Source organism: Thermocaproicibacter melissae (assembly GCF_024498295.1).
Taxonomy (GTDB): Bacteria; Bacillota; Clostridia; order Oscillospirales; family Acutalibacteraceae; genus Thermocaproicibacter; species Thermocaproicibacter melissae.
This window is the reverse complement of the sequence record NZ_CP101827.1, coordinates 1,172,650-1,193,797: the sequence shown is the minus strand read 5'-3', so window position 1 is coordinate 1,193,797 and position 21,148 is coordinate 1,172,650. Positions and strand designations below refer to the sequence as shown.

Here is a 21,148-nt window from a genome sequence, read left to right as displayed (position 1 = left end):
ATTTATGTTATATATTCAGCTTGCTAATAGTATCTTTCAGCATTTCTGCGCTGGCGCTGAATTTCTTCAGTTCCTCATCGGTGAGCGGCGGAGTTACGCTGTTCACGAGGCCGTCACGATTCAGAACGAACGGAACGCTCAGGCAGACATCGGAATAACCGTATTCGCCATGGAGCATACCGGAAAGCGGCATAACAGCATCTGCATCGTGAAGAATGTTGCGGCAGATGTTTGTTGCAGAAACAGCAATTGCATAGAAGGTTGCGCCCTTGAGCTTAATGATTTCGCCGCCGGCCTTGTGCACGGTTTCAAGAGTCTTGTCACGGTCAATCGGAGTGATAGCAGGATTCTTTGCCTGAGCACTCTTGATGTACTCATCCAGCGGAATGCCGCCGATGCTTGCGAGAGACCACGGCACCATAGCGGAGTCGCCGTGTTCACCGAGAACATAAGCATGAACATGCTTCGGGTTGACATTCATGTGCTCTGCGATGATTTCACGCAGACGAGCGGAGTCCAGCAGAGTTCCGGAGCCGAACACGCGGTTTTCCGGCAGATCTGTTGTTTTAAGAATCGTGTAGGTAATGACATCAACCGGGTTGCTCACTACCACATAAATGGCATTCGGAGCATACTTCACGGCTTCCGGCATTACGCTCTTGATGATGTTGACGTTGCCCTGAGCTAGGTCAATGCGAGTTTGGCCGGGTTTGCGGGCAGAACCGAGCGTAACAATGACAATGTCGGAGCCTTCGAGGTCAGAGTACTCACCCGAGTAGATATTAACCGACGGGCAGAGAGCCGTGCACTGGATAATATCCAGGGCTTCGCCCCTTGCCTTGTCCTTATTGATATCGACAAGTACGATTTCGGAGGCGAGACCTTCCAGAGTCAGTGTGTAAGCGATTGTTGCACCTACATTACCTGCGCCGAGAATACTGATTTTGTTAGCCTTTTTCATGAATGGAAATTCCCCCTGTAAATATATGAAAAGCACGTAAGGTGCTTTTTTTTGATTTTCTATTAACTCTCCGGCTGTGCCGCTTTTTCCTTAACCAAAGCCATGCGGTAACCGATGCCGATTTCCGTTAAAATATACTTTGGGTTGGCAGGGTCGGATTCAATCTTTTTGCGGATATTGGCGATATTCACGCGCAAAATCTGGCGGTCATCTGCAGCAAAATGACCCCAAACATGCTTAATGATTTCTTCATAGGTTAAAACCTTACCCGGCTGCTTGGCAAGAAAAAGAAGGATTCGGTATTCATTCTGGGTGAGGTGAATTTCTTTTCCTTCCATTGTAACAATGCGCCGAAGCAAGTCAATAACAAGGCCGCCGTTTTTCAAAATTCCGTTTTTGGCGTTGTCGCCGAATTCCATTTTTACGCTATGCCTCTGGGCCATGCGGATGCGTGCCAGAAGTTCCGGGTAACCGAACGGTTTTCTGAGGTAGTCGTCCGCTCCCATGTCAAGAGCGCGGACTTCTTCTTTTTCACTTCCGCGGGAAGAGAGGATGAGGATCGGCAGTCCGGTCCAAGAACGGACTTTTTTGAGAACCTCAAGCCCTTCCATATCCGGAAGTTCCTGCTCCAGAAGGACAACATCCGGGCAGAGAGAAGAAATCATTGAAACCGCTGCAGCGCCATTCTCCGCAGGCAGGGGCTTGTAACCGTTTGCCTGAAGAACCGACGAAATGGCATCACGTGTTTCGGCATCGTGTTCTGCAATCAACACCGTAAATCTATTCTGCATCAGTTATTGTTTTTTCCCTCCCTATGTTCCGGTATGTGAAATAGTTTTGTCAGATGTTTTTATGTATGTTAATTGTTTGTCAACTATTATACATGATTCTGACAAAAAGGGACAGAGTATTAAGATTAAAAAAATATAAAAATTCCTGTTTACCCATTGTTGAGAATTATTCTTTCTGATATTCTTAACAAATGGGGAAGGACGTTTTTTCATGCCTGGGTGGCTCTAAAGCCGTCTGGGTGTTTTTTATGCCCGTTTTGTCGGGAAAAGGCGACAAATAGGCTTGTGAATTCTCAGAAATGTGTTACTATATTAGAGAATGCTCTAAAATATCATGGAGAGGCAGGAGAGTCACGGACCTTTCTGCTAATGGTATTTTATTGCCTGCCGTTTTGCGGCGCCGCGGCATTCATCTGGCCGAGTTAGTAATGTTCGCGGTCAAGGACCAAAAAACGGTACATATAGTCAACCTAAGAACAAAATAGAAACGGTGGTATTTATGGGGGTAATTGCGTTCCTAATCTTCTTCCCTTTCCTTGCAGCCGTTGTGCTTTCTTTGATGAAGAAGCAGAGCAAGGCAAGGGACGGGGTAGTCTACACCAGCTGCATTCTCATTGTGGCGGCGGTAATCTACCTCGCTGTGACTTTTCTCTCAACTGGCCAAACGCAGGAGTATCTTGTTGAAACAGCCGTTTGGGATCACCTGATACTTGCAGGGGAAATTTTCCTGATGCTTCTGGTGTTCTACTATGGCTTCCGGTACAAGAAATACTATGTTGTCCTGCTTTCCGCAGCCGGCACGCTCCCAATTGTTTGGGAAGAACTCGCCGGTTATGGCATAGAGGGGAGAAACCATATAACGGTCGACTACCTGACAATTATTATGTGCTTGATTGTCGGCGTTGTCGGCAGCCTGATTTGCCTCTATGCAGTCAGCTACATGAAGGATTATCACAAACATCATACCGATTGCCGCGACAGAACTTCGTTCTTCCTCGCCATGCTGTTCGTGTTCCTCGGCGCCATGTTCGGCCTGGTGTTCTCCGCGAATCTTTCTTGGATGTTCTTCTTCTGGGAGATTACATCCATCTGCTCGTTCCTGCTCATCGGTTACAGCCAGAACGAAATTGCAATCCGCAATTCGTTCCGCGCTTTGTGGATGAACCTGCTCGGCGGATTTGGTTTTTCGCTTGCGATTCTCTACTGCACACTTGTACTGAAGATTGCCAATATTCAGGATCTTGTTAAAGTTGCCACCCGTAACGGCTCCGGCGATTTTGTAGCCATCCCGCTGGCATGCCTTGCATTCGCCGCATTGACAAAGAGTGCACAGATGCCGTTCTCCAGATGGCTGCTCGGCGCTATGGTGGCACCTACTCCGACGAGCGCACTGCTTCACTCGGCTACGATGGTCAAAGCGGGCGTTTACCTGCTGATTCGTCTTTCGCCTGCCATGCAGAACACGCTGCCCGGCATGATGGTAATTCTCATTGGTGGATTTACATTCTTTGCCGCTTCCGTGCTCGCGATTTCGCAGAGCGACGGCAAGAAGGTGCTTGCTTATTCCACCATCTCAAATCTCGGCCTGATTACCGCATGCGCCGGCGTTGGAACCAGCGAAGCAACATGGGCCGCGATTCTGCTCATGATTTTCCACGCTGTTGCAAAGTCTCTGATGTTCCTCTCCACGGGTGCTGTTGAGAACTGCACCGGAAGCCGCGACATCGAAGACATGCACGGCCTCATTGTCCGCCTGCCGAAACTGGCTTTTGTCATGATGATCGGCATCTTCGGAATGTTCCTGGCGCCATTCGGAATGTTGATTTCCAAATGGGCTGCGCTGAAATCCTTCGTGGATTCCGGAAATGTTCTGCTCATGCTGTTCGTTGCCTTCGGCTCCGGCACAACAATGTTCTACTGGACGAAATGGCTTGGCAAGCTGATTGCGGTTCCGCACAGCTCGCGTCCGCATCCGGACACGGTCCATAAGGATGAGCGTGTTGCACTCGGAACTCTGGCTGCACTGGTTGTTATCCTCTGCATCCTGTTCCCGCTGATTTCTTCCAATCTGGTTCGTCCGGTGTTGGTCGCAATGTTCCACACCAACGAGCTTTCTATCATTACGCGCGGCGATATTCCGATTATGCTGCTGATGATGTGCATGATTGTGATTATTCCGCTGGTAGCCCGCCTGCTCACAGCGGGAAAGACAAACAAGCCTTCCCTTGCTTACATGGCTGGTATCAACAAGGGCGACGACGTCACGTTTGTGGATTCCTTCGGCGAATCCAAACAAATGTATCTTGCCAACTGGTATTTCCCGGAGCTTTTCGGTGAAAATAAGCTTCTGAAGCCCTGCTTGGCAGTCGCCTCCGCAATCCTCGTAATCCTCATGGTCGTCTCAATCGGAGGTGTTCTGTAATGGAAGTATGGATGACAATTCTGAGAGTTGTTCTTTTCCTTGTCCTCGCGCCGTTTGTCGGCGGTCTGCTCTCAGGCCTTGACCGCAAGATTTCCGCAAGGTTACAGGGCAGGCAGGGCCCTCCGCTTTTGCAGCCGTTTTATGACCTTGCAAAGCTTTTCAACAAGCAGTCGCTTATTGTGAATAAGTTCCAAGTGTTCCTCATCGGCGGATATGTACTTTTCACCGTGTTCACGGGCTGCCTGTTCTTCGCGGGCGGAGATTTGCTTCTTGCTTTCTTTGCGCTCACGCTCGGTGAAACCTTCTTCATGATGGCTGCGTTCTCCGCGAACTCCCCGTTCAGCTCCATGGGCGTTCAGCGTGAAATGCTGCAGGCAATGTGCACCGAACCGATGATTCTGATTGCAACCATCGGCTTCTACCGTGTGACGGGAAGCTTTATGGTCAGCGATATCGTCAGCACGGACATCTCTCCGATTGCTTACCTGCCCGGTATGTTCATCGGTTTCCTCTTCATCCTGACGATTAAGCTCCGCAAGTCTCCGTTTGACCTGAGCACTTCCCACCATGCTCACCAGGAAATGGTCAAGGGAACAACAACGGACCTCACGGGTAACGTTTATGCGCTGATTGAGCTTTCTGAGTGGTATGAACAGGTTCTGCTCCTCGCTTACATTGCACTGTTTATTTTGAACCGCAATCCGTGGAGTATTCTTGCTGCAGTAGTCGTTTGCCTGCTGAGCTTTTTCCTTGAAATTCTCATCGACAATGTTTTCCCACGCGTTAAGTGGGATGCCATGTTCCGCTCCGCGTGGATTGTCACGCTGATCTTCGGCGGCATCAACCTGCTGGCGACATTGTTTGTCAACGCGATTCATTAAGGAAGGTGACGTGCAACCATGAAAATGTCTAAATCACCGTGGCTCCTGCATTACGATGGTTCCAGCTGCAACGGCTGCGACATCGAGGTGCTGGCCGCGACAACGCCCGTCTATGACGTGGAACGTTTTGGCGTTGTGAATACAGGCAACCCGAAACATGCCGACATCTTCCTGATCACCGGCGGCATCAATGATCAGAACAAGGATGTCGTGAAACAGCTTTATGACCAGATGCCGGATCCGAAGGTCGTTGTTGCAGTAGGCATCTGCGCCTGCGACGGCGGTATCTTCAAAGATTGCTACAACATTCTCGGCGGAGTTGATAAAGTCATTCCGGTCGACATTTATGTCCCGGGCTGCGCAGCTCGCCCGGAAGCAATCATCGACGGCGTGGTGAAAGCCATTGCTCTGCTCGACAAGAAGCGTGAGCAGATGGATTTGGTTGAAGCCACGGAAGGAGGGGCTGAACATGTCTGAAAAGAATTCCGTCAATGTTGAAGTCAGGCAAATCGAAAAAGAGAACCTGCTCACGGAAGCAACCCGTCTGAAAGCGGAAGGCTATCGCCTGGCTCAGATGTGTAGCACCAAAGTGGAAAACGGTTACGATATCCTCTATACTTTCGGGAAAAACTACGATTTGCTCCACTTGCATCTTTCTGTTTCCGCAGGTGACAAACTCGAGAGCATCAGTCACATTTTCCCCGCAGCGTTCTTTTATGAAAATGAAATTCACGATCTTTTCGGCGTACCGGTTGAGTTTATGACGATCGATTACCACGGTGGCCTTTACCGCACAGCCGAACCAACACCTTATCACTGAAGGAGGAGTGCCAAATGAGTAAACGGAGTGTCGTTCCTTTTGGTCCTCACCACCCGGTTCTGCCGGAGCCGATTCATCTGGACCTCGTTCTGGAAGACGAAAAAGTGGTTGAGGCAATTCCCTCCATCGGTTTTGTGCACAGAGGCCTCGAAAAACTGGTGGAGAAAAAAGATTTCAACGAAATGGCTTTTGTTGCCGAGCGTACTTGCGGTATCTGCAGCTATATGCACGGAATGTCCTACTGCGCGGCAATTGAGCACATTATGAACGTTGAGATTCCTGAGAGAGCAAAATATCTTCGCACCGTGTGGTGTGAGCTGTCCCGTCTGCACAGCCACCTGCTGTGGCTCGGTCTTCTGGCGGACGGCTTTGGCTTTGAAAGCCTTTTCATGCAGTCTTGGAGACTTCGCGAGAAAATCCTCGATATGTCTGAGGCTTCCACAGGCGGCCGCCTGATCTCTTCAGTCAACAAAATCGGCGGTCAGCGCAAAGACGTGGATAACGCCATGCTCCGCGGCTTCGTGGAGGAGCTGGACAAAATGGAGCCGGAAATCCGCGAAATGGCGCGCACGTTCCTCAACGACAGCGCAGTCCGTTCCCGTCTTGACGGCGTAGGTGTCCTCTCCAAAGAGAAGGCGCATGAGCTCGGCGCTGTAGGACCGTTCCTGCGTGCAAGCGGTGTTCCTTACGATATCCGCACCACCGGATACCTCGCTTACGGCGACATTGACTTCGAGCCGGTTACAAGCGATATCGGCGACAGCTATGCCCGTACAGTCGTCCGCATCAACGAACTCTTCCAGTCCATTGACATTATCCGTCAGGTTGTCGCAAAGATTCCGGAAGGCGATGTTGCGGTGCCGGTAAAGGGTTTCCCGAACGGCGAATACATGATGCGCGTTGAGCAACCCCGCGGCGAGGCGCTGTACTATGTCAAGGCGAACGGAACAAAGTTCCTCGACCGCCTGCGCATCCGCACTCCTACTTTTGCGAATATTCCGCCGATGCTCGAAATGCTGAAGGGCTGCCAGCTTGCTGACGTCCCGATGCTGATTCTGACAATTGACCCGTGCATCAGCTGCACCGAGAGGTGAGAAATATGAGTTATTTTTCGTTTGTGAAAACTGAATTGAAGAATCTGTTTTCCAAGCCGGCAACTCGCCCGTATCCGCAGCAGCCCCGCAAATATGCCGAGCGCACGCGCGGACATATCGAAAACAATATGGATGTCTGCATCCTCTGCGGGCTCTGCTCCAAGAAATGCCCGACCGGCGCCATAACGGTTGACCGCACGGGAAAGACTTGGTCCATCAGCCGTTTCAGCTGCATTCAGTGCGGCTATTGCGTGGAAAGCTGCCCGAAGAAATGCCTTTCCATGAAGCAGACTTACACGCAGCCGGACGCGGAAAAGAAAACAGATACCTTCGTGAAACCGGAACAGCCTGCACCGGCGGCTCAACCGGCAAAGCCGGCTGCCGATGCTGCAAAACAGGCATAACCTGAGTTTGGAGTTATAATGACCGTTCACATTACGGTTTTCGGAATTGTACAGGGGGTCGGATATCGACCTTTTGTAGCCGGCCTTGCGGAAGAGGCCGGCATTTCCGGTTTTGTGAGAAATTGCGGAGGCATTGTCGAAATCAGTGCCTCCGGCAATCCGCAAAACCTGAAAAAATTTACGGAACGGCTTCGCCGAGAAGCCCCGGAAGGCGCCTTTGTCCTTCGCGTGGAAGTGCAACAGGCGGAAGAAGAGAAATTCGACGGTTTCCGCATTGCGGAAAGCGGCGAAAGACCCACTTCTTCCTCGGAGCCTCCGCTCATCCCGCCGGACCTTCCCATGTGTGAAGAATGTGCGCGTGAGCTGGAAGACCCGAAAAATCGGCGCTACCGCTATCCGTTTATCAGCTGCGCTTCCTGCGGACCGCGTTACAGCATCATCACAGGTCTGCCTTATGACAGGCCTCAGACGACCATGCGCGAGTTCCCGATGTGCAGCGCGTGTGAAAAAGAATACGCTAAGGGAAGAAGACGCCATGCGCAGACCATTTCCTGCCACGACTGTGGGCCGCAGCTCCTATACTGCGGCGCGGACGGCAAGAAATGCGAGAAGGAAGAGGCTTTGCGCCTTGCAACTCAGCTACTGAAAAACGGCGCCGTGCTTGCCCTGAAGGGCGTGGGCGGCTACCAGTTTGTTTGTTCCCCGTTCCTTCCAAAGACCGTCGAAAGGCTGCGCCTGCTCAAGGGGCGGGAGAAAAAACCGTTCGCCGTCATGTTCCCGTCGGTTGCGTCGGTCCGTGAGTGCTGCGAAGTATCTTCGGAAGAAGAGAAACTGCTTCGTTCCGCCGCACGGCCGATTGTCCTTCTGCGAAAAACGGCGGAGATTTTTTGCCCGTCCGTCAGCGGAGACAGCCGCTTTATCGGCGCGTTCCTTCCTTATACGGGTTTGCATCAGATTCTGACAAAAGAATGCGGCCCGCTCATCGCCACGAGTGCGAACCTTACCACAGAGCCGATTCTTGTGCGCGATGAGGATGTTTTTGCCATGAAATCACCGTACCTTGACGGGGTACTGTATAATACAAGAGAGATCCTAAATCCGCTCGATGATTCCGTCTCCCGCGTGTTCCGCGGAAAGCCGCAGCTCATTCGCCGCAGCAGGGGATATGTGCCGCTGCCGATTCTTTTGGACAAACCGACAAAACGTGCGGTGTTCGCCGCAGGCGGCGACTTGAAGAGCTGTTTCTGCCTTCTTTCGGGAGACCGGGCGTATCTAAGCCAGTATTTCGGCGACCTTGAGAGCTTTGGCGTGCAGAGGAACTACCGTGAGGGCATCGCCCGCATGGAGCAAATCTTCGGCATCACGCCGGCGATGGTTGCCTGCGACCTTCATCCTCGCTACTTTTCCTCACAGCTTGCAAAGTCTGAAGCGGAGCGGCTTGGGCTTAGCAAACCGGTTTCGGTTCAGCACCATCACGCCCATGCGGCCTCTGTTATGGCGGAGCATCATCTGGAAAGCTGCATCGGTGTGGTGTTTGACGGCACTGGTTACGGCACCGACGGCACGGTGTGGGGCGGGGAATTTCTTCTCTGCCGCGGCGCTGCGTTTGAGCGTGCCGGCTGCCTAAGCGGCATCACGCTTTGCGGCGGTGATGAAGCGGCGAAAAATGCCGCTCAAACAGCCGATTGCTACCGCATCGCTTCGGGAGAAACAAAGGGCGGAAGTCCCGCGCTGCCTCTCGTTTCGGCGGCCGTTGCAGGCGGAATCAATACCTTTACTTCCTCCAGCATGGGCCGTCTCTTTGATGCAGCCGCGGCGATTTTCGGCATCCGCGAAAGAAACGGCTATGAGGGTGAGTGCCCGATTGCGCTGGAAAATGCGGCGGCTTCGGCGCTTGCAAAGGGAAAAGAACCATATCCGTTCCGGTTCCGCATTACGCAGGGCGAGAACGGACGTTTGACAGCCGACCAGGCGGATTTCGCCCGTCAGTTGATTCACGCTTCCGAAAGCGGAGCTGACGCGGAATCTGCGGCGCTTGGGTTCCATCTGGCGATTGCGGAGATGGCAGAGAATATCTGCCTTAAAATCCGCGAAAGAACGGGGGAGAACCGCGTTGCTTTGAGCGGCGGGGTCTTTGCCAATCTTTTGCTTTCCAACGAATGTTTCAACCGTCTGGAAAAAGACGGATTTAAAGTTTACACCAATCAAATTGTCCCGTCGAATGACGGGGGCATCAGCCTAGGTCAGGCGTGGATCTGTGCACGTCTGCAAAACGGCTGACCAACGCGAAACGGAGGTTTAGAATGTGCGTTGCATTGCCCGGTAGGGTTGTTAAATTAAAAGGTAGACACGCCACGGTAGATTTCAGCGGAAATCTCGTGGAGGCCGACGCCGGCCTTGTCCATGTAAAGCCGGGGGATAATGTTCTGGTTCATGCCGGCTGTATTCTTCAGGTGCTTTCTCCGGAAGAAGGCGAACAGATGCGTGAACTGTTTCGAGAGCTGGAGGAAATATGACCGATATCCGCACATTTTTGAAAAATTATGACGGGCCGAAGGTCCGTCTGATGGAAGTCTGCGGGACCCACACGGCTTCCATCTCCAAAAACGGAATCGTCTGTATGCTTTCGCCGAACATCCAGCTGATTTCCGGGCCGGGCTGCCCGGTCTGCGTTACGGTAACCGCTTACATCGATCGCCTCACGGAACTTTGCATGCAGCCGAATACGATTGTTCTGACGTTCGGCGACCTCATGCGTGTGCCGGGTACCGAGCGCAACCTGAACGACGCGAAGGCTGCCGGGGGAAGCGTTCGCATGGTTTACTCTCCGCTTGACGCCTTGCGCTACGCGGAGGAGAACCCGCAGCTTACCTGCGTTTTTGCTGCGGTTGGGTTTGAGACCACGGCTGCCGTTTATGCCTCGCTCCTGCAGGAGGCCTTGCAGAAGGAAATCAAGAATTTCCGCCTGCTGACCTCCTTGAAGGTTATGCCGCCCGTCCTCGACTGGGTATGCGCCAACCAGGGTGGGATAGACGGCTTCATTGCTCCGGGTCATGTCAGCGTTATTACCGGTTGGAAAATATATGAACCATTAGCCAAAAAGTATAACATCCCATTTGTCGTTTCCGGCTTTGAGGGCGGACAGCTGCTCGAAACGATTTATGCGTTGGTGAAGCTGCGCGGGATGCCGCGTGTCATGAATCTTTACCCGTCGGTCGTCACGGAGAACGGAAACGAAGAAGCGCTTCGCGCCATGGCGGATTGCTTTGAACCGTGCCCCGCCGCGTGGAGGGGCATGGGCGTGATTCCGGATTCTGGCCTGCGCCTGCACGGCGAATATGCCATGTTTGATGCCGGAAGCGACGGATTGCTGCAAGACCACAGCTTCAACACAAATTGCCGTTGTGCCAAAGTACTTACGGGCGCGGTGTCGCCGACGCAGTGCCCGCTTTTCGGAAGAGTATGCACACCGCAGACGCCGCAGGGCGCCTGCATGGTTTCGCAGGAAGGCAGCTGCTACAATTATTACATCAGCGGGAGAGGTTCCAAATGAAGATTACAATGGCGCACGGAAGCGGCGGAAAGTCCACTTCCGAGCTGATTGGCACAATATTTGAGAAAGAGTTCAGCGACCCCACACTTTCCAAGATGGAAGACTCCGCTGTGCTTCCCGGTTCCGGACGGATTGCGCTGACAACGGACAGCTTTGTTGTAACACCGCTTTTCTTTCCGGGCGGGGACATCGGGCGTCTGTGCATCTGCGGAACGGTAAACGACCTGCTGATGAGCGGCGCGGAGCCGAAATACATCACCTGCGGCTTCATTCTGGAAGAAGGTGCCGACACCGACGACCTGCGTAAGATTGCACACTCGATGAGTGAAACGGCAAAAGAGGCCGGCGTGCGCATTGTTGCGGGCGACACGAAGGTCGTGGAAGGCAAGGGTGGCGTCTACATCAATACGGCAGGTGTCGGTTTTGTCCCGGAGGGCGTGGACATCGGCGCGGAAAACTGCCGGGAAGGCGACGTCATCCTGCTTTCCGGAAACCTCGGCGATCACCATGCGGCTGTTTTGAGCAAGCGCATGGGCATTGAAAACACCATCGTCAGCGACTGCGCCCCGCTTGTGGAGATGGTCAACGCCATGAAGCGGAGCAGCGTTCACATCCACGCCATGCGCGATGTAACGCGCGGCGGCCTCGGTACCGTTTTGAACGAGTTTGCGGCATCTTCGAACTGCACCATTGAGCTGCAGGAAGAATCCCTGCCGGTTTCCGACCAAGTGCGCGCCTTTTGCGGCGTGTTAGGCCTTGACCCGCTTTACATGGGCAACGAGGGCAAGATGGTCGCTGTGGTTGCGGCGGAAGACGCCGAAAAGGCTCTTGCCTGCATCCGCGCAAGCCGCTACGGAGAGAATGCTGCGGTCATCGGCCGCGTTCTAGCCGGAGACAGTGCTGTCCTTTTGAAAACACCAATCGGCGGAACCCGCGTCGTCGGGCCTCTTTACGGAGAAGGCCTCCCGCGTATTTGCTGATAGATTGCTTATAAAAAAATCCCCGCCTCATGGTGGGGATTTTTTGCTGCTCAATTTTACGAACGCTCAAGATGCGCAAAGAGCTGACGCACTTCGGCGCGAAGCCCCCGGTGTTCCGGAAGGTCCAGAGTCTGGTCGGCGGAAAGAATCTTCTGCGCGGCCTCCTGCGCAAGGTTCAGCGTATTCATATCTGCCGCCATATCCGCGATTTTCAGCACCGGCAGGCCGTGCTGGCGGTTTCCGAAGAAATCGCCGGGCCCGCGCAGCTTTAAGTCGGCGTTTGCGATTCGGAATCCGTCGTTTGTGGAGCAAAGCACTTTCAGGCGCGTCGTCGCTTCCTCATTCTGGGCATCGGAAATCAGAATACAGTAGGACTGGTGCTTTCCGCGTCCCACACGCCCGCGAAGCTGATGTAGTTGCGAAAGTCCGTAGCGCTCAGCATTTTCAATCATCATCACCGTCGCGTTCGGGACATCGACGCCAACCTCAACCACAGTGGTAGAGACAAGCACACTGATTTTTCCGGCGCTGTAAAGGTTCATAATCTCATTCTTTTCCTGCGCCTTCATCTTCCCGTGCAAAGCTGCCACCGAGCAGCCCGGCAGCCATTTTTTGCGGAGCTTTTCGGTGTATTGCTGCACGCTAGCCATGTCACTCTGGCCTTCCTCAATCATGGGGCAGATGATGTAGCACTGGCGGCCCGCTTCGATTTGCTTTCTCAAGAAGCCGAATGCGCGCTGACGCTTGTCCGACGTAATAAAATAGGTCTTGATTTCCTGGCGGCCGGGCGGCAGCTCATCGAGAATCGAAAGGTCCAAGTCTCCGTAAATCATCAGCGCAAGGGTGCGGGGAATCGGCGTTGCGCTCATGACAAGCAGGTGTGGGTTGTCGCCTTTCCCGGAAAGGGCAGCCCGCTGCGCCACACCGAACCGATGCTGTTCGTCGGTCACAACGAGGGCAAGGCGGCGAAACGCAACGGCTTTGGAAATCAGCGCGTGCGTGCCGATGACAAGCCCGATGCTCCCGTCCGCTAGGCCCTCCAGGATTAACTTTTTCTGAGCCGGAGGAACAGCGGACGTAAGTAGCGCAACCTGAATCCCTGCCGGCTCAAAAAGTTTCCGTAGAGATTCATAATGCTGCCGCGCGAGAATCTCCGTGGGCGCCATCAAGGCAGCCTGCATTCCGTTTTTCACGGTACTGTAACACAGGGCAGCCGCTACCGCCGTTTTGCCTGAGCCGACGTCTCCCTGTACCAACCGATGCATGACCCGCCCACTCATCATGTCCTCCATCGCCTCAGCGACGGAACGGCGTTGTGCCCTTGTGGGGGAATAGGGGAGAAGGCGGAAAAACTCCGCAGAAAAGTCTTTTTGTAGCTGAAAGCCGCTTTTTATCGTTTCGTGGTTCCGCATCAGACCAAGCCCAAGCTGAAGGACAAGGAGTTCCTCGAAAATCAGCCGCTTGCGCGCTTCTTCCACCGCCGCCGCATTCGGAGGAAAGTGAATGTGTACGATAGCCTCGCGAAGGCCGCAAAGGCCATATTGTTCACGAATCGGCTGAGGGAGCGGATCCCGTATTTTTTCCGGCAGAAGCGCAAGCGCTTCCTTTACCGAATTTGCAATCAGGCGGCTGCTGAGGCCCTGTGTCTGGCGGTATATCGGCCGAATGGGAGGGCAGGTCTCGGCAGGAAAAAATTCCGGAGAAACCATTTCCCGCTTCAGAAAATTCGCGTTGACTTTCCCGTAAAATAGGTATTCCTGTCCCTCTTTGAGAAGGTCGGTTACATAGGGATTGTTGAAAAACAACAGGGAAAATTCGGAATCTCCGTCATCCGCCTTCCCACGGTAGAGCGTCATCCCGCCGCGTATGCGCGTGCCTTTCGGAGATTCCGTCACAACAGCACGGACAGCGCACGGCACACCAATCGGTGCGTTGCGGATTGCGCAGGGATTGCTTAAGTCCTCATAGGCTCTAGGGTAGAAACGAAGCAAGGCGCCGACCGAAGACACGCCGAGCTTCTTAAAAAGCTCAGCGCGCCGACTTCCGACGCCTTTGAGTGACTGAATATCTTTCCGGTATAGAGTTGCCAAAATTCCACCACCTACCGGTCCGGTGAAATGTTTATTCCACGGAAACGATGTAGTAATAAACAGGCTGACCGCCGTTTACCAGCGTTACTTCAATGTGGCTGGGGATCTTAGCCTTTATCTGGTTGCAGACGTTGGTGGCTTCCTCCTCGGTGACATTGTTGCCGTAGATAAGCGTTACAAACGAGGTACTGCGGGAAACCATCTGGCGCACCAGCTTTGTGCAGACCTTGCTGATATCGCGGTTATGGTCGATAATCTCGAGTTTTCCGTTGACAAGGCCCATAGTGTCATCTTTGCGAATCTTACGGCCGCCGAATTCAGAATCCCTTGCCGCGTAGGTGACAGTTCCGGTTGCAACAGCCGAAGCAGCCTCCATCATATTGACGGTGTTTTCTTCCACTGTGCTTTCGGGGTCATAAGCAAGCAGAGCAGTAAGTCCCTGCGGAATGGTCTTTGTAGGAAGCAGAACAAGTTTCCGGTCGGTTACAAGCGGAATGGCTTGTTCCACAGCGAGAATGATGTTTTTATTGTTCGGCAGAACAAACACGGTTTTTGCCGGCGTAGCGCGAACCGCCGCAGCAATCATCTCGGTGCTTGGGTTCATTGTCTGGCCGCCGCTGACAACCTGCCCGCAGCCGAGGTCGGTAAAGAGGGTCTTCAAGCCGTCACCGGCAGCTACGGCAACAAAACCAACTTCTTCGGTCGGTTCAACGGGCTGAAATTCTTCTGAATTCTTCGCCTGAGCCTCTTCGTTTTCTTCCGCGGCTTTGCGATGCTGTTCCTTCATGTTTTCGATTTTCACGGTCAACAGCTGGCCGTAGGCAAGGCCTGCTTCCAACGCATTGCCCGGATTTTCCGTGTGCACATGTACTTTGATGATTTCGTCGTCATCCACGACGAGTACGCAGTCACCGATTGTTTCCAGGAATGCACGCAGCTCGGAGGGCTGTTTGGTGCATTCCTTGTTGCGCCCGACAATAAATTCGGTGCAGTAGGTAAAATGAATTTCCTGGTCAAACTCCGCTGCTGCATTGCGGAAAAATTCATCAGAATCTATATTTACTTTTTCCGTGCTGACATCCTCTTGAATCACAACACCGTCACGGAGATAACTGAGCATACCTTCAAAAATACAGCACAGCCCTTTTCCGCCGGCGTCCACAACGCCTGCACGTTTCAGAACAGGCAGAAATTCCGGTGTCTGTTTCAGGGCTTCCTCTGCGCCGTTGCAGACTGCCTGCCAGACAGTACAAGGGTCATTTCCGTTTTCCAGCGCTGCTCGTCCGGCTTCACAGGCAAGGCGCGCAACGGTCAGGATGGTTCCTTCCGTCGGCTTCATAACAGCTTTGTAGGCTGCCTCAACGCCGATGCCGAGTGCTTCTACAATATCTCCACCGCCGACCTCGTTTTTTCCTTCAAGACCTTTTGCAAAGCCTCGAAAGAGGATGGAGAGAATTACACCCGAGTTGCCTCGCGCTCCGCGAAGCATTGCGCCTGCGGCTGTCTTCGCGATTTCACCGGCGGAATCGGAATTATTATTTTCAAGCTCACGAACAGCTGAGCTGATTGTCATGGACATATTGGTACCGGTATCGCCATCCGGCACTGGGAAAATATTCAGTTCATTAATCGACGTACGATATTTCAGAACGTTATTTGCACCAGATATGATTGCCGTTTTCAGGTCGGTTCCGTTTATCACTTTGTCAGCACTCCCTCAAATCGTATAAACGGGTTTACCCGCATCGATTCAATCTTATTCTGAAATTACTTCAAACTAATTTTGCAATTATTTCAATCTTATTCTGTAATTATACCATATCGTTGTCCCCGATTCAATCATAAAATCGGAAGCCATGCTCATGCAAAAAGAAAACCCTCCGTATTTCGGAGGGTTAAGTATGCGGAGTATGTTCAGCGCGGCTCAACAATCAATTTGATTGCAGTGCGTTCCTCACCGTCGATTGTAACACTGGCAAAAGCGGGTATGCAGATGGCATCAATGCCGGACGGAGCGAGATAACCGCGCGCAATGGCAATTGATTTAATCGCTTGATTCGTAGCACCTGCACCTACAGCCTGCAATTCTACTGATCCGGATTCCCTGATTACTCCTGCAACTGCGCCGGCGACCGAGTTCGGCGCTGACTTTGATGATACCTTGAGTATTTCCATCGACTATCCCCCCATTTTTGGAAGAAATAATATTATACTCAAATAATAAAACTAAAATTCTAATTTTGCAAGAGTAATTTAATAAATTCTGTAAATTCTTAACAAAATCTTACACGATCGTAAGACGTTCGACCCCAACTGTTCTGCCTGTGGCCTCGTCGATGGTAAAAATTGCCCCGTCAATGCGGCAGTCGCCTTCGGCAATATCGAACCTTGCAGGCATCTTGGTACGCATTTTTTGAATGATGATTTCAGGTTTAACACCGAGCACAGAATGAATCGGGCCGGTCATGCCGAGGTCGGTGATGTATCCAGTGCCCTTTGGCAGGATACATTCATCCGCGGTCTGCACATGGGTGTGCGTTCCGAAAACCGCGGAGACACGGCCGTCGAGGTAATAGCCGAGCGCGCGTTTTTCACCGGTCGCTTCCGCGTGGAAATCGACGACTGTGATTTTTGGCATACCTTGTGCGAGAATTCGGTCAACGCAGTCAAAAGGGGAATCCATGCTTTCTAGGTAGACTACGCCCATCAGGTTGATGACGCCGACCTGAATCCTTCCCATATCGACAACGCAGAAGCCGTGCCCCGGTACAGAGGGGGGAAAATTGGCCGGGCGCAGGAGCGTTTCGCAGGAGTCGTAGAGGTCGTAGCTTTCTCTGCGGCGGAAGCAGTGATTTCCGGTGGTGATGATATCTACACCGCTGTCAAACAGAAACTGCGCGGAAGCCGGCGTCAGACCATTTCCGTTCGCGGAATTTTCTCCGTTTACGATAACGAGGTCAATGGCCTTCATCTTTTTCAGGGCGGGAAGATGGCTGCGCAGGAAATTGCAGCCAATGCTTCCCACAACATCACCGATTGCAAGAATATTCATAGGATACATCCTCCGGTTCAACTATAAAAAGATGGGGAACAGTCGCCTGCTCCCCTTCATCGTCTGATTGCTATTTTGCGTATTCGATTGCGCGGCTTTCGCGAATAATATTAACCTTAATCTGACCCGGATATTCCAAATCACTTTCAATTTTTTTGCAAATCTGTCTTGCAAGAAGAACCATCTGATCGTCATTAACCGCTTCCGGTTTAACCATAATGCGAATCTCACGCCCAGCCTGAATTGCAAAGCACTGTTCAACGCCTTCAAAGGAAGAAGCGAGTTCTTCGAGCTTTTCAAGCCTCTTAATATAGTTCTCAACATTCTCACGACGTGCACCCGGACGGGCGGCACTGATTGCGTCAGCAGCCTGAACAAGGCAGGCGGCAATACTCTTTGCTTCCACATCGCCGTGATGCGCCTGAATGGCGTGGATGACGGCGTCGTTTTCCTTGTACTTTCTAGCAACTTCTACGCCGATGTCAACATGCGAACCTTCAATCTCGTGGTCGAGAGCTTTGCCAATATCATGCAGCAAACCGGCTCTGCGTGCAACTGACGGATCAATTCCGAGCTCAGAGGCCATCATTCCGGCCAAGTAAGAAACTTCAAGCGAATGATTCAGAACATTCTGACCGTAGCTTGTTCGGTAGCGCAGGCGCCCGAGGAGCTTCACAAGTTCCGGATGAATACCGTTGATTCCGGCCTCCAGAACAGCGCGCTCGCCTTCCTGCTTAATGGTAGCATCAACCTCGCGGCGAGCTTTTTCAATGGTTTCTTCGATTCGTGCGGGATGAATACGCCCGTCGGCAATCAGATGCTCAAGTGCGATGCGTGCAACTTCTCTGCGGACCGGTTCAAAGCAAGAGAGGGTAATGGCTTCTGGTGTATCGTCAATAATCAGGTCAACGCCGGTCATTGTCTCAATCGCCCGGATGTTCCGGCCCTCACGCCCGATGATGCGGCCCTTCATCTCATCGTTTGGCAGCGGCACAACGGAAATCGTAGCTTCCGCAACATGGTCGGCGGCACAGCGCTGAATGGCGGTTGAAATGATTTCTCTTGCCGCTTTTTCTGCTTCTTCACGCGTCTGCTGTTCAAACTCCATGAGTTTAACGGCTTTTTCATGCGTCAGTTCATTATCAAGACTGTTTAGCAGGTATTCCTTTGCCTGCTCCATGGTGAATCCGGAGATTTTTTCCAGCATGTCAAACTGGCTTTTCTTTAAAGCATCCGCTTCCGCCAAGCGTTCTTCAACTTGCTTGTGCTTGTTGTTAAGAACTTCTTCCTTGGCCTCGAGCGCTTCCATTTTCTTATCAAGGGTTTCTTCCTTTTGCTGGATGCGGCGTTCCTGCCGCTGAACTTCCTTTCGGCGCTCGTTCAGCTCGCGTTCCACTTCTGTGCGCTGGCGGTGAATTTCGTCTTTTCCTTCAAGTATTGCTTCTTTTTTCTTTGCTTCTGCCGTTTTAATGGCATCACTTACAATGCGTTTTGCTTCTTGCTCTGCAGAACCTATGGTATATTCAGCAGTTTTCTTGCGGTGCTCTGTTCCCCAAATGAAGCAAATCACACCTGCAACAACTGCGCATACAACCGCAATTATTATGCAGACATACAAATCAACATGCAAATGCTGGCACCTCCCTGTGGTAAGAATTTAAGTAACATTCCGTATTTCTAAATCAAAAGGTAAAATTGCTAAATGCACACAATCGCATCATAAGACTAATTGTATATCTTTTCACACCCTCCTGTCAAGGAATTTGCTTGATTCACAAGGCGGTAACACAGTACAAATTCCAGAGTGTAAATTTGTGTAAAAGAATTGTAAAAGCGTTTTCCGCGGGTAGAAAGTGCCCTTGACAACAGCTAAAACTGGTGCTATGATGAGGCCAAACAGCATAACTACAAAGCGTTGATGAGGAAGCCCCATCAAGGCCGCAGCAGAGAGCAGGCGTTGTAAGCTGAAAGCGCCTGCGGCGGAGAAGATGAACGGCTACCGCCTCTGAGTGTGCGCCGTGGCAGTTTTTGCAAAAGGCGTGCCGGCCGGCACCGTTATAGCCGTCAATGAGGGCGGGTTTTCCCGCTGAAATTGGGTGGAACCGTAAGGAACGAGCCTTACCCCATGTGGGTAAGGCTTTTTTGTCGTTAATTTTTAGAAGGAGTGAATTTTGCATGGTAAAAGTCAGCCTAAAGGGCGACGTCAGAGAATTTGAAAGCGGAACGACGGTTGCGGAAATCGCAAAGTCAATCGGCGCAGGACTCTATAAAGCCGCATGCGCCGGAAAATTGAACGGAAAAGTGGTTGACCTTCGCACACCGGTGACGGAAGACTGCGAGTTGCAGATTCTGACATTTGACGATGCGGAAGGCAAAAAGGCATACTGGCACACAACCTCTCACATCATGGCGCAGGCCGTGAAGCATCTCTTCCCAGATGCGGGTTTTGCAATCGGCCCTGCCATTGAAAACGGGTTCTATTACGATTTTGACCTTCCCCGCACGCTTACGCCCGAGGATATGAAGGCAATTGAGGAGGAAATGAAGAAGATTATCAAAGCGGACCTTCCTCTTGAACGCTTTGAGCTTTCCCCCGAAGATGCTTGCGCATTGATGGAGAAGGAGCACCAGAAATATAAGCTCGAGCTGATTCGAGAACATGCCGGAAAGGGTGAGAAAATCAGTTTCTACCGCCAGGGCGATTACGTTGACCTGTGCGCCGGCCCGCACCTGATGAGCACCGGGCGTGTCAAGGCCGTGAAGCTGACAAACTGCACCGGAGCTTACTGGCGCGCCGACGCAAAAAACAAAATGCTCCAGCGTGTTTACGGCATTTCCTTCCCGAAGGCTTCGGAGCTGGAAGCGTACCTCAACATGATTGAGGAAGCAAAGAAGCGCGACCACCGCAAACTCGGCCGCGAACTCGATTTGTTTGACATCTATGAGGAGGGCCCCGGATTCCCGTTCTTCCTGCCAAAGGGCATGGTTCTGCGCAATCAGCTGGAGCAGTTCTGGCGCGAAGAGCACATCAAACGCGGGTATCAGGAAATCCGCACCCCGATGATTCTGAGCGAAGAGCTGTGGCATCGTTCCGGCCACTGGGATCATTACAAAGACAATATGTATACCACCAAAATCGACAACGCCGATTTTGCAATCAAGCCGATGAACTGCCCGGGCGGCATGCTTGTTTACAAGCGGAAGATGCACTCATACCGTGATTTGCCGGAGCGCCTGGCGGAACTCGGCCTTGTTCACCGCCATGAGCTTTCCGGTGCGCTTCACGGCCTGATGCGCGTTCGCTGCTTTACGCAGGACGATGCCCACATCTTCATGACGCCGGACCAGATTGAGAGCGAGATTCTCGGCGTTATGTCGCTGATTGACAGCTTCTACAAAGTGTTCGGCTTTGATTACAGCCTTGAGCTTTCCACGCGTCCGGAGGATTCCATGGGTACGGACGAACAGTGGGAGATGGCGACGAACGCCCTGATTCATGCTTTGAAGGCGAACGGCAAGCCGTATGAAATCAACGAGGGCGACGGCGCATTCTACGGTCCGAAGATTGACTTCCATCTCCGCGATTCGCTGGGCCGTACTTGGCAGTGCGGAACCATTCAGCTCGACTTCCAGATGCCGGAGCGTTTTGACCTCACCTACACAGGCGAAGACGGCGAAAAGCATCGTCCGGTCATGGTTCACCGCGTCGTTTTCGGCAGCATCGAGCGCTTCATCGCCATCCTGACGGAGCACTATGCGGGCGCGTTCCCAATGTGGCTCGCACCGGTGCAGGTAAAGGTTCTGCCGATTTCCGATGTCACCCGCGATTACGCGCAGAAGATTACCGACCAGCTTGAGGCTGCCGGCATCCGCGTGGAAATCGATACCCGCAACGAGAAAATCGGTTACAAGATTCGTGAAGCACAGCTGCAGAAGATTCCTTATATGCTTGTCGTCGGCGAGAAGGAGCAGCAGAACGGCACGGTTTCCGTCCGCGGCCGCAAAGCAGGCGACCTCGGCAGCATGACGCTCGAAGCATTCCTCAAAAAAGCAAAGGAAGAAATCGATACCAAAGCAGCCGATTGATTCTTTCGATACAC

The 21,148-nt window shown here is 52.4% G+C and carries 18 protein-coding genes; 11 read left to right on the top strand and 7 right to left on the bottom strand.

Annotation, left to right across the window (positions count from 1 at the left end; genetic code table 11):
- Window positions 1-7: 7 nt before the first annotated feature.
- Window positions 8-961: an L-lactate dehydrogenase gene (locus tag NOG13_RS05895; RefSeq protein ID WP_283109656.1), complete on the bottom strand. Its 954-nt coding sequence runs from the start codon at window positions 959-961 to the stop codon at window positions 8-10.
- A 62-nt stretch (window positions 962-1,023) separates the two neighbouring features.
- A complete protein-coding gene (locus tag NOG13_RS05890; RefSeq protein WP_283109655.1) occupies window positions 1,024-1,752 on the bottom strand; it encodes a response regulator transcription factor in 729 nt (242 codons plus the stop codon).
- 499 nt (window positions 1,753-2,251) lie between these two features.
- On the opposite strand from NOG13_RS05890, the gene NOG13_RS05885 reads away from it, so the two are divergent.
- Genes NOG13_RS05885 through hypE form a run of 10 tightly spaced genes read left to right on the top strand, consistent with a single transcriptional unit; the run spans window position 2,252 to window position 11,906 of the window.
- Complete coding sequence (locus tag NOG13_RS05885; protein WP_283109654.1) at window positions 2,252-4,174, top strand: NADH-quinone oxidoreductase subunit 5 family protein; 1,923 nt, start codon at window positions 2,252-2,254, stop codon at window positions 4,172-4,174.
- Window positions 4,174-5,055, top strand: coding sequence for a respiratory chain complex I subunit 1 family protein (locus NOG13_RS05880; protein ID WP_283109653.1), 882 nt, complete (start codon window positions 4,174-4,176; stop codon window positions 5,053-5,055). Before NOG13_RS05885 ends, NOG13_RS05880 begins: the two co-directional genes overlap by 1 nt.
- Window positions 5,056-5,073: 18 nt before the next feature.
- Window positions 5,074-5,532: an NADH-quinone oxidoreductase subunit B family protein gene (locus NOG13_RS05875; protein WP_283109652.1), complete on the top strand. Its 459-nt coding sequence runs from the start codon at window positions 5,074-5,076 to the stop codon at window positions 5,530-5,532.
- A complete protein-coding gene (locus NOG13_RS05870; protein ID WP_283109651.1) occupies window positions 5,525-5,875 on the top strand; it encodes an NADH-quinone oxidoreductase subunit C in 351 nt (116 codons plus the stop codon). Before NOG13_RS05875 ends, NOG13_RS05870 begins: the two co-directional genes overlap by 8 nt.
- A 14-nt stretch (window positions 5,876-5,889) precedes the next feature.
- Entirely contained in the window at window positions 5,890-6,969 is a 1,080-nt protein-coding gene (locus tag NOG13_RS05865) for a hydrogenase large subunit (RefSeq protein WP_283109650.1), read from the top strand.
- 5 nt (window positions 6,970-6,974) lie between these two features.
- Window positions 6,975-7,373 (top strand): 4Fe-4S binding protein, encoded by a 399-nt coding sequence (locus tag NOG13_RS05860; RefSeq protein WP_283109649.1) that lies wholly within the window; start codon window positions 6,975-6,977, stop codon window positions 7,371-7,373.
- Window positions 7,374-7,391: 18 nt separating this feature from the next.
- A complete protein-coding gene (hypF, locus tag NOG13_RS05855) occupies window positions 7,392-9,653 on the top strand; it encodes a carbamoyltransferase HypF (RefSeq protein WP_283109648.1) in 2,262 nt (753 codons plus the stop codon).
- A 23-nt stretch (window positions 9,654-9,676) separates the two neighbouring features.
- Window positions 9,677-9,889: a HypC/HybG/HupF family hydrogenase formation chaperone gene (locus NOG13_RS05850; RefSeq protein WP_283109647.1), complete on the top strand. Its 213-nt coding sequence runs from the start codon at window positions 9,677-9,679 to the stop codon at window positions 9,887-9,889.
- Window positions 9,886-10,926 carry a hydrogenase formation protein HypD gene (gene hypD / locus NOG13_RS05845; protein ID WP_283109646.1) on the top strand — a complete coding sequence of 347 codons (1,041 nt, stop codon included), beginning with the start codon at window positions 9,886-9,888 and terminating at the stop codon, window positions 10,924-10,926. Before NOG13_RS05850 ends, hypD begins: the two co-directional genes overlap by 4 nt.
- Entirely contained in the window at window positions 10,923-11,906 is a 984-nt protein-coding gene (hypE, locus tag NOG13_RS05840; RefSeq protein WP_283109645.1) for a hydrogenase expression/formation protein HypE, read from the top strand. Before hypD ends, hypE begins: the two co-directional genes overlap by 4 nt.
- A gap of 56 nt (window positions 11,907-11,962) precedes the next feature.
- Here hypE and recG read toward each other — a convergent pair whose 3' ends face one another.
- From recG to rny, 5 genes are all read right to left on the bottom strand, one after another.
- Window positions 11,963-13,996 carry an ATP-dependent DNA helicase RecG gene (recG, locus tag NOG13_RS05835; RefSeq protein ID WP_283109644.1) on the bottom strand — a complete coding sequence of 678 codons (2,034 nt, stop codon included), beginning with the start codon at window positions 13,994-13,996 and terminating at the stop codon, window positions 11,963-11,965.
- Between the two features lie 31 nt (window positions 13,997-14,027).
- Window positions 14,028-15,698, bottom strand: coding sequence for a DAK2 domain-containing protein (locus tag NOG13_RS05830; protein WP_283109643.1), 1,671 nt, complete (start codon window positions 15,696-15,698; stop codon window positions 14,028-14,030).
- A 212-nt stretch (window positions 15,699-15,910) separates the two neighbouring features.
- Window positions 15,911-16,171, bottom strand: a complete 261-nt coding sequence (locus tag NOG13_RS05825; protein ID WP_283109642.1) for a stage V sporulation protein S — start codon at window positions 16,169-16,171, stop codon at window positions 15,911-15,913.
- 109 nt (window positions 16,172-16,280) lie between these two features.
- Window positions 16,281-17,048 (bottom strand): TIGR00282 family metallophosphoesterase, encoded by a 768-nt coding sequence (locus tag NOG13_RS05820; RefSeq protein WP_283109641.1) that lies wholly within the window; start codon window positions 17,046-17,048, stop codon window positions 16,281-16,283.
- A 70-nt stretch (window positions 17,049-17,118) separates the two neighbouring features.
- Window positions 17,119-18,678: a ribonuclease Y gene (rny, locus tag NOG13_RS05815; protein ID WP_283109640.1), complete on the bottom strand. Its 1,560-nt coding sequence runs from the start codon at window positions 18,676-18,678 to the stop codon at window positions 17,119-17,121.
- A gap of 545 nt (window positions 18,679-19,223) precedes the next feature.
- Here rny and thrS point away from each other — a divergent pair.
- Entirely contained in the window at window positions 19,224-21,134 is a 1,911-nt protein-coding gene (gene thrS / locus NOG13_RS05810; protein WP_283109639.1) for a threonine--tRNA ligase, read from the top strand.
- Window positions 21,135-21,148: the final 14 nt, after the last annotated feature.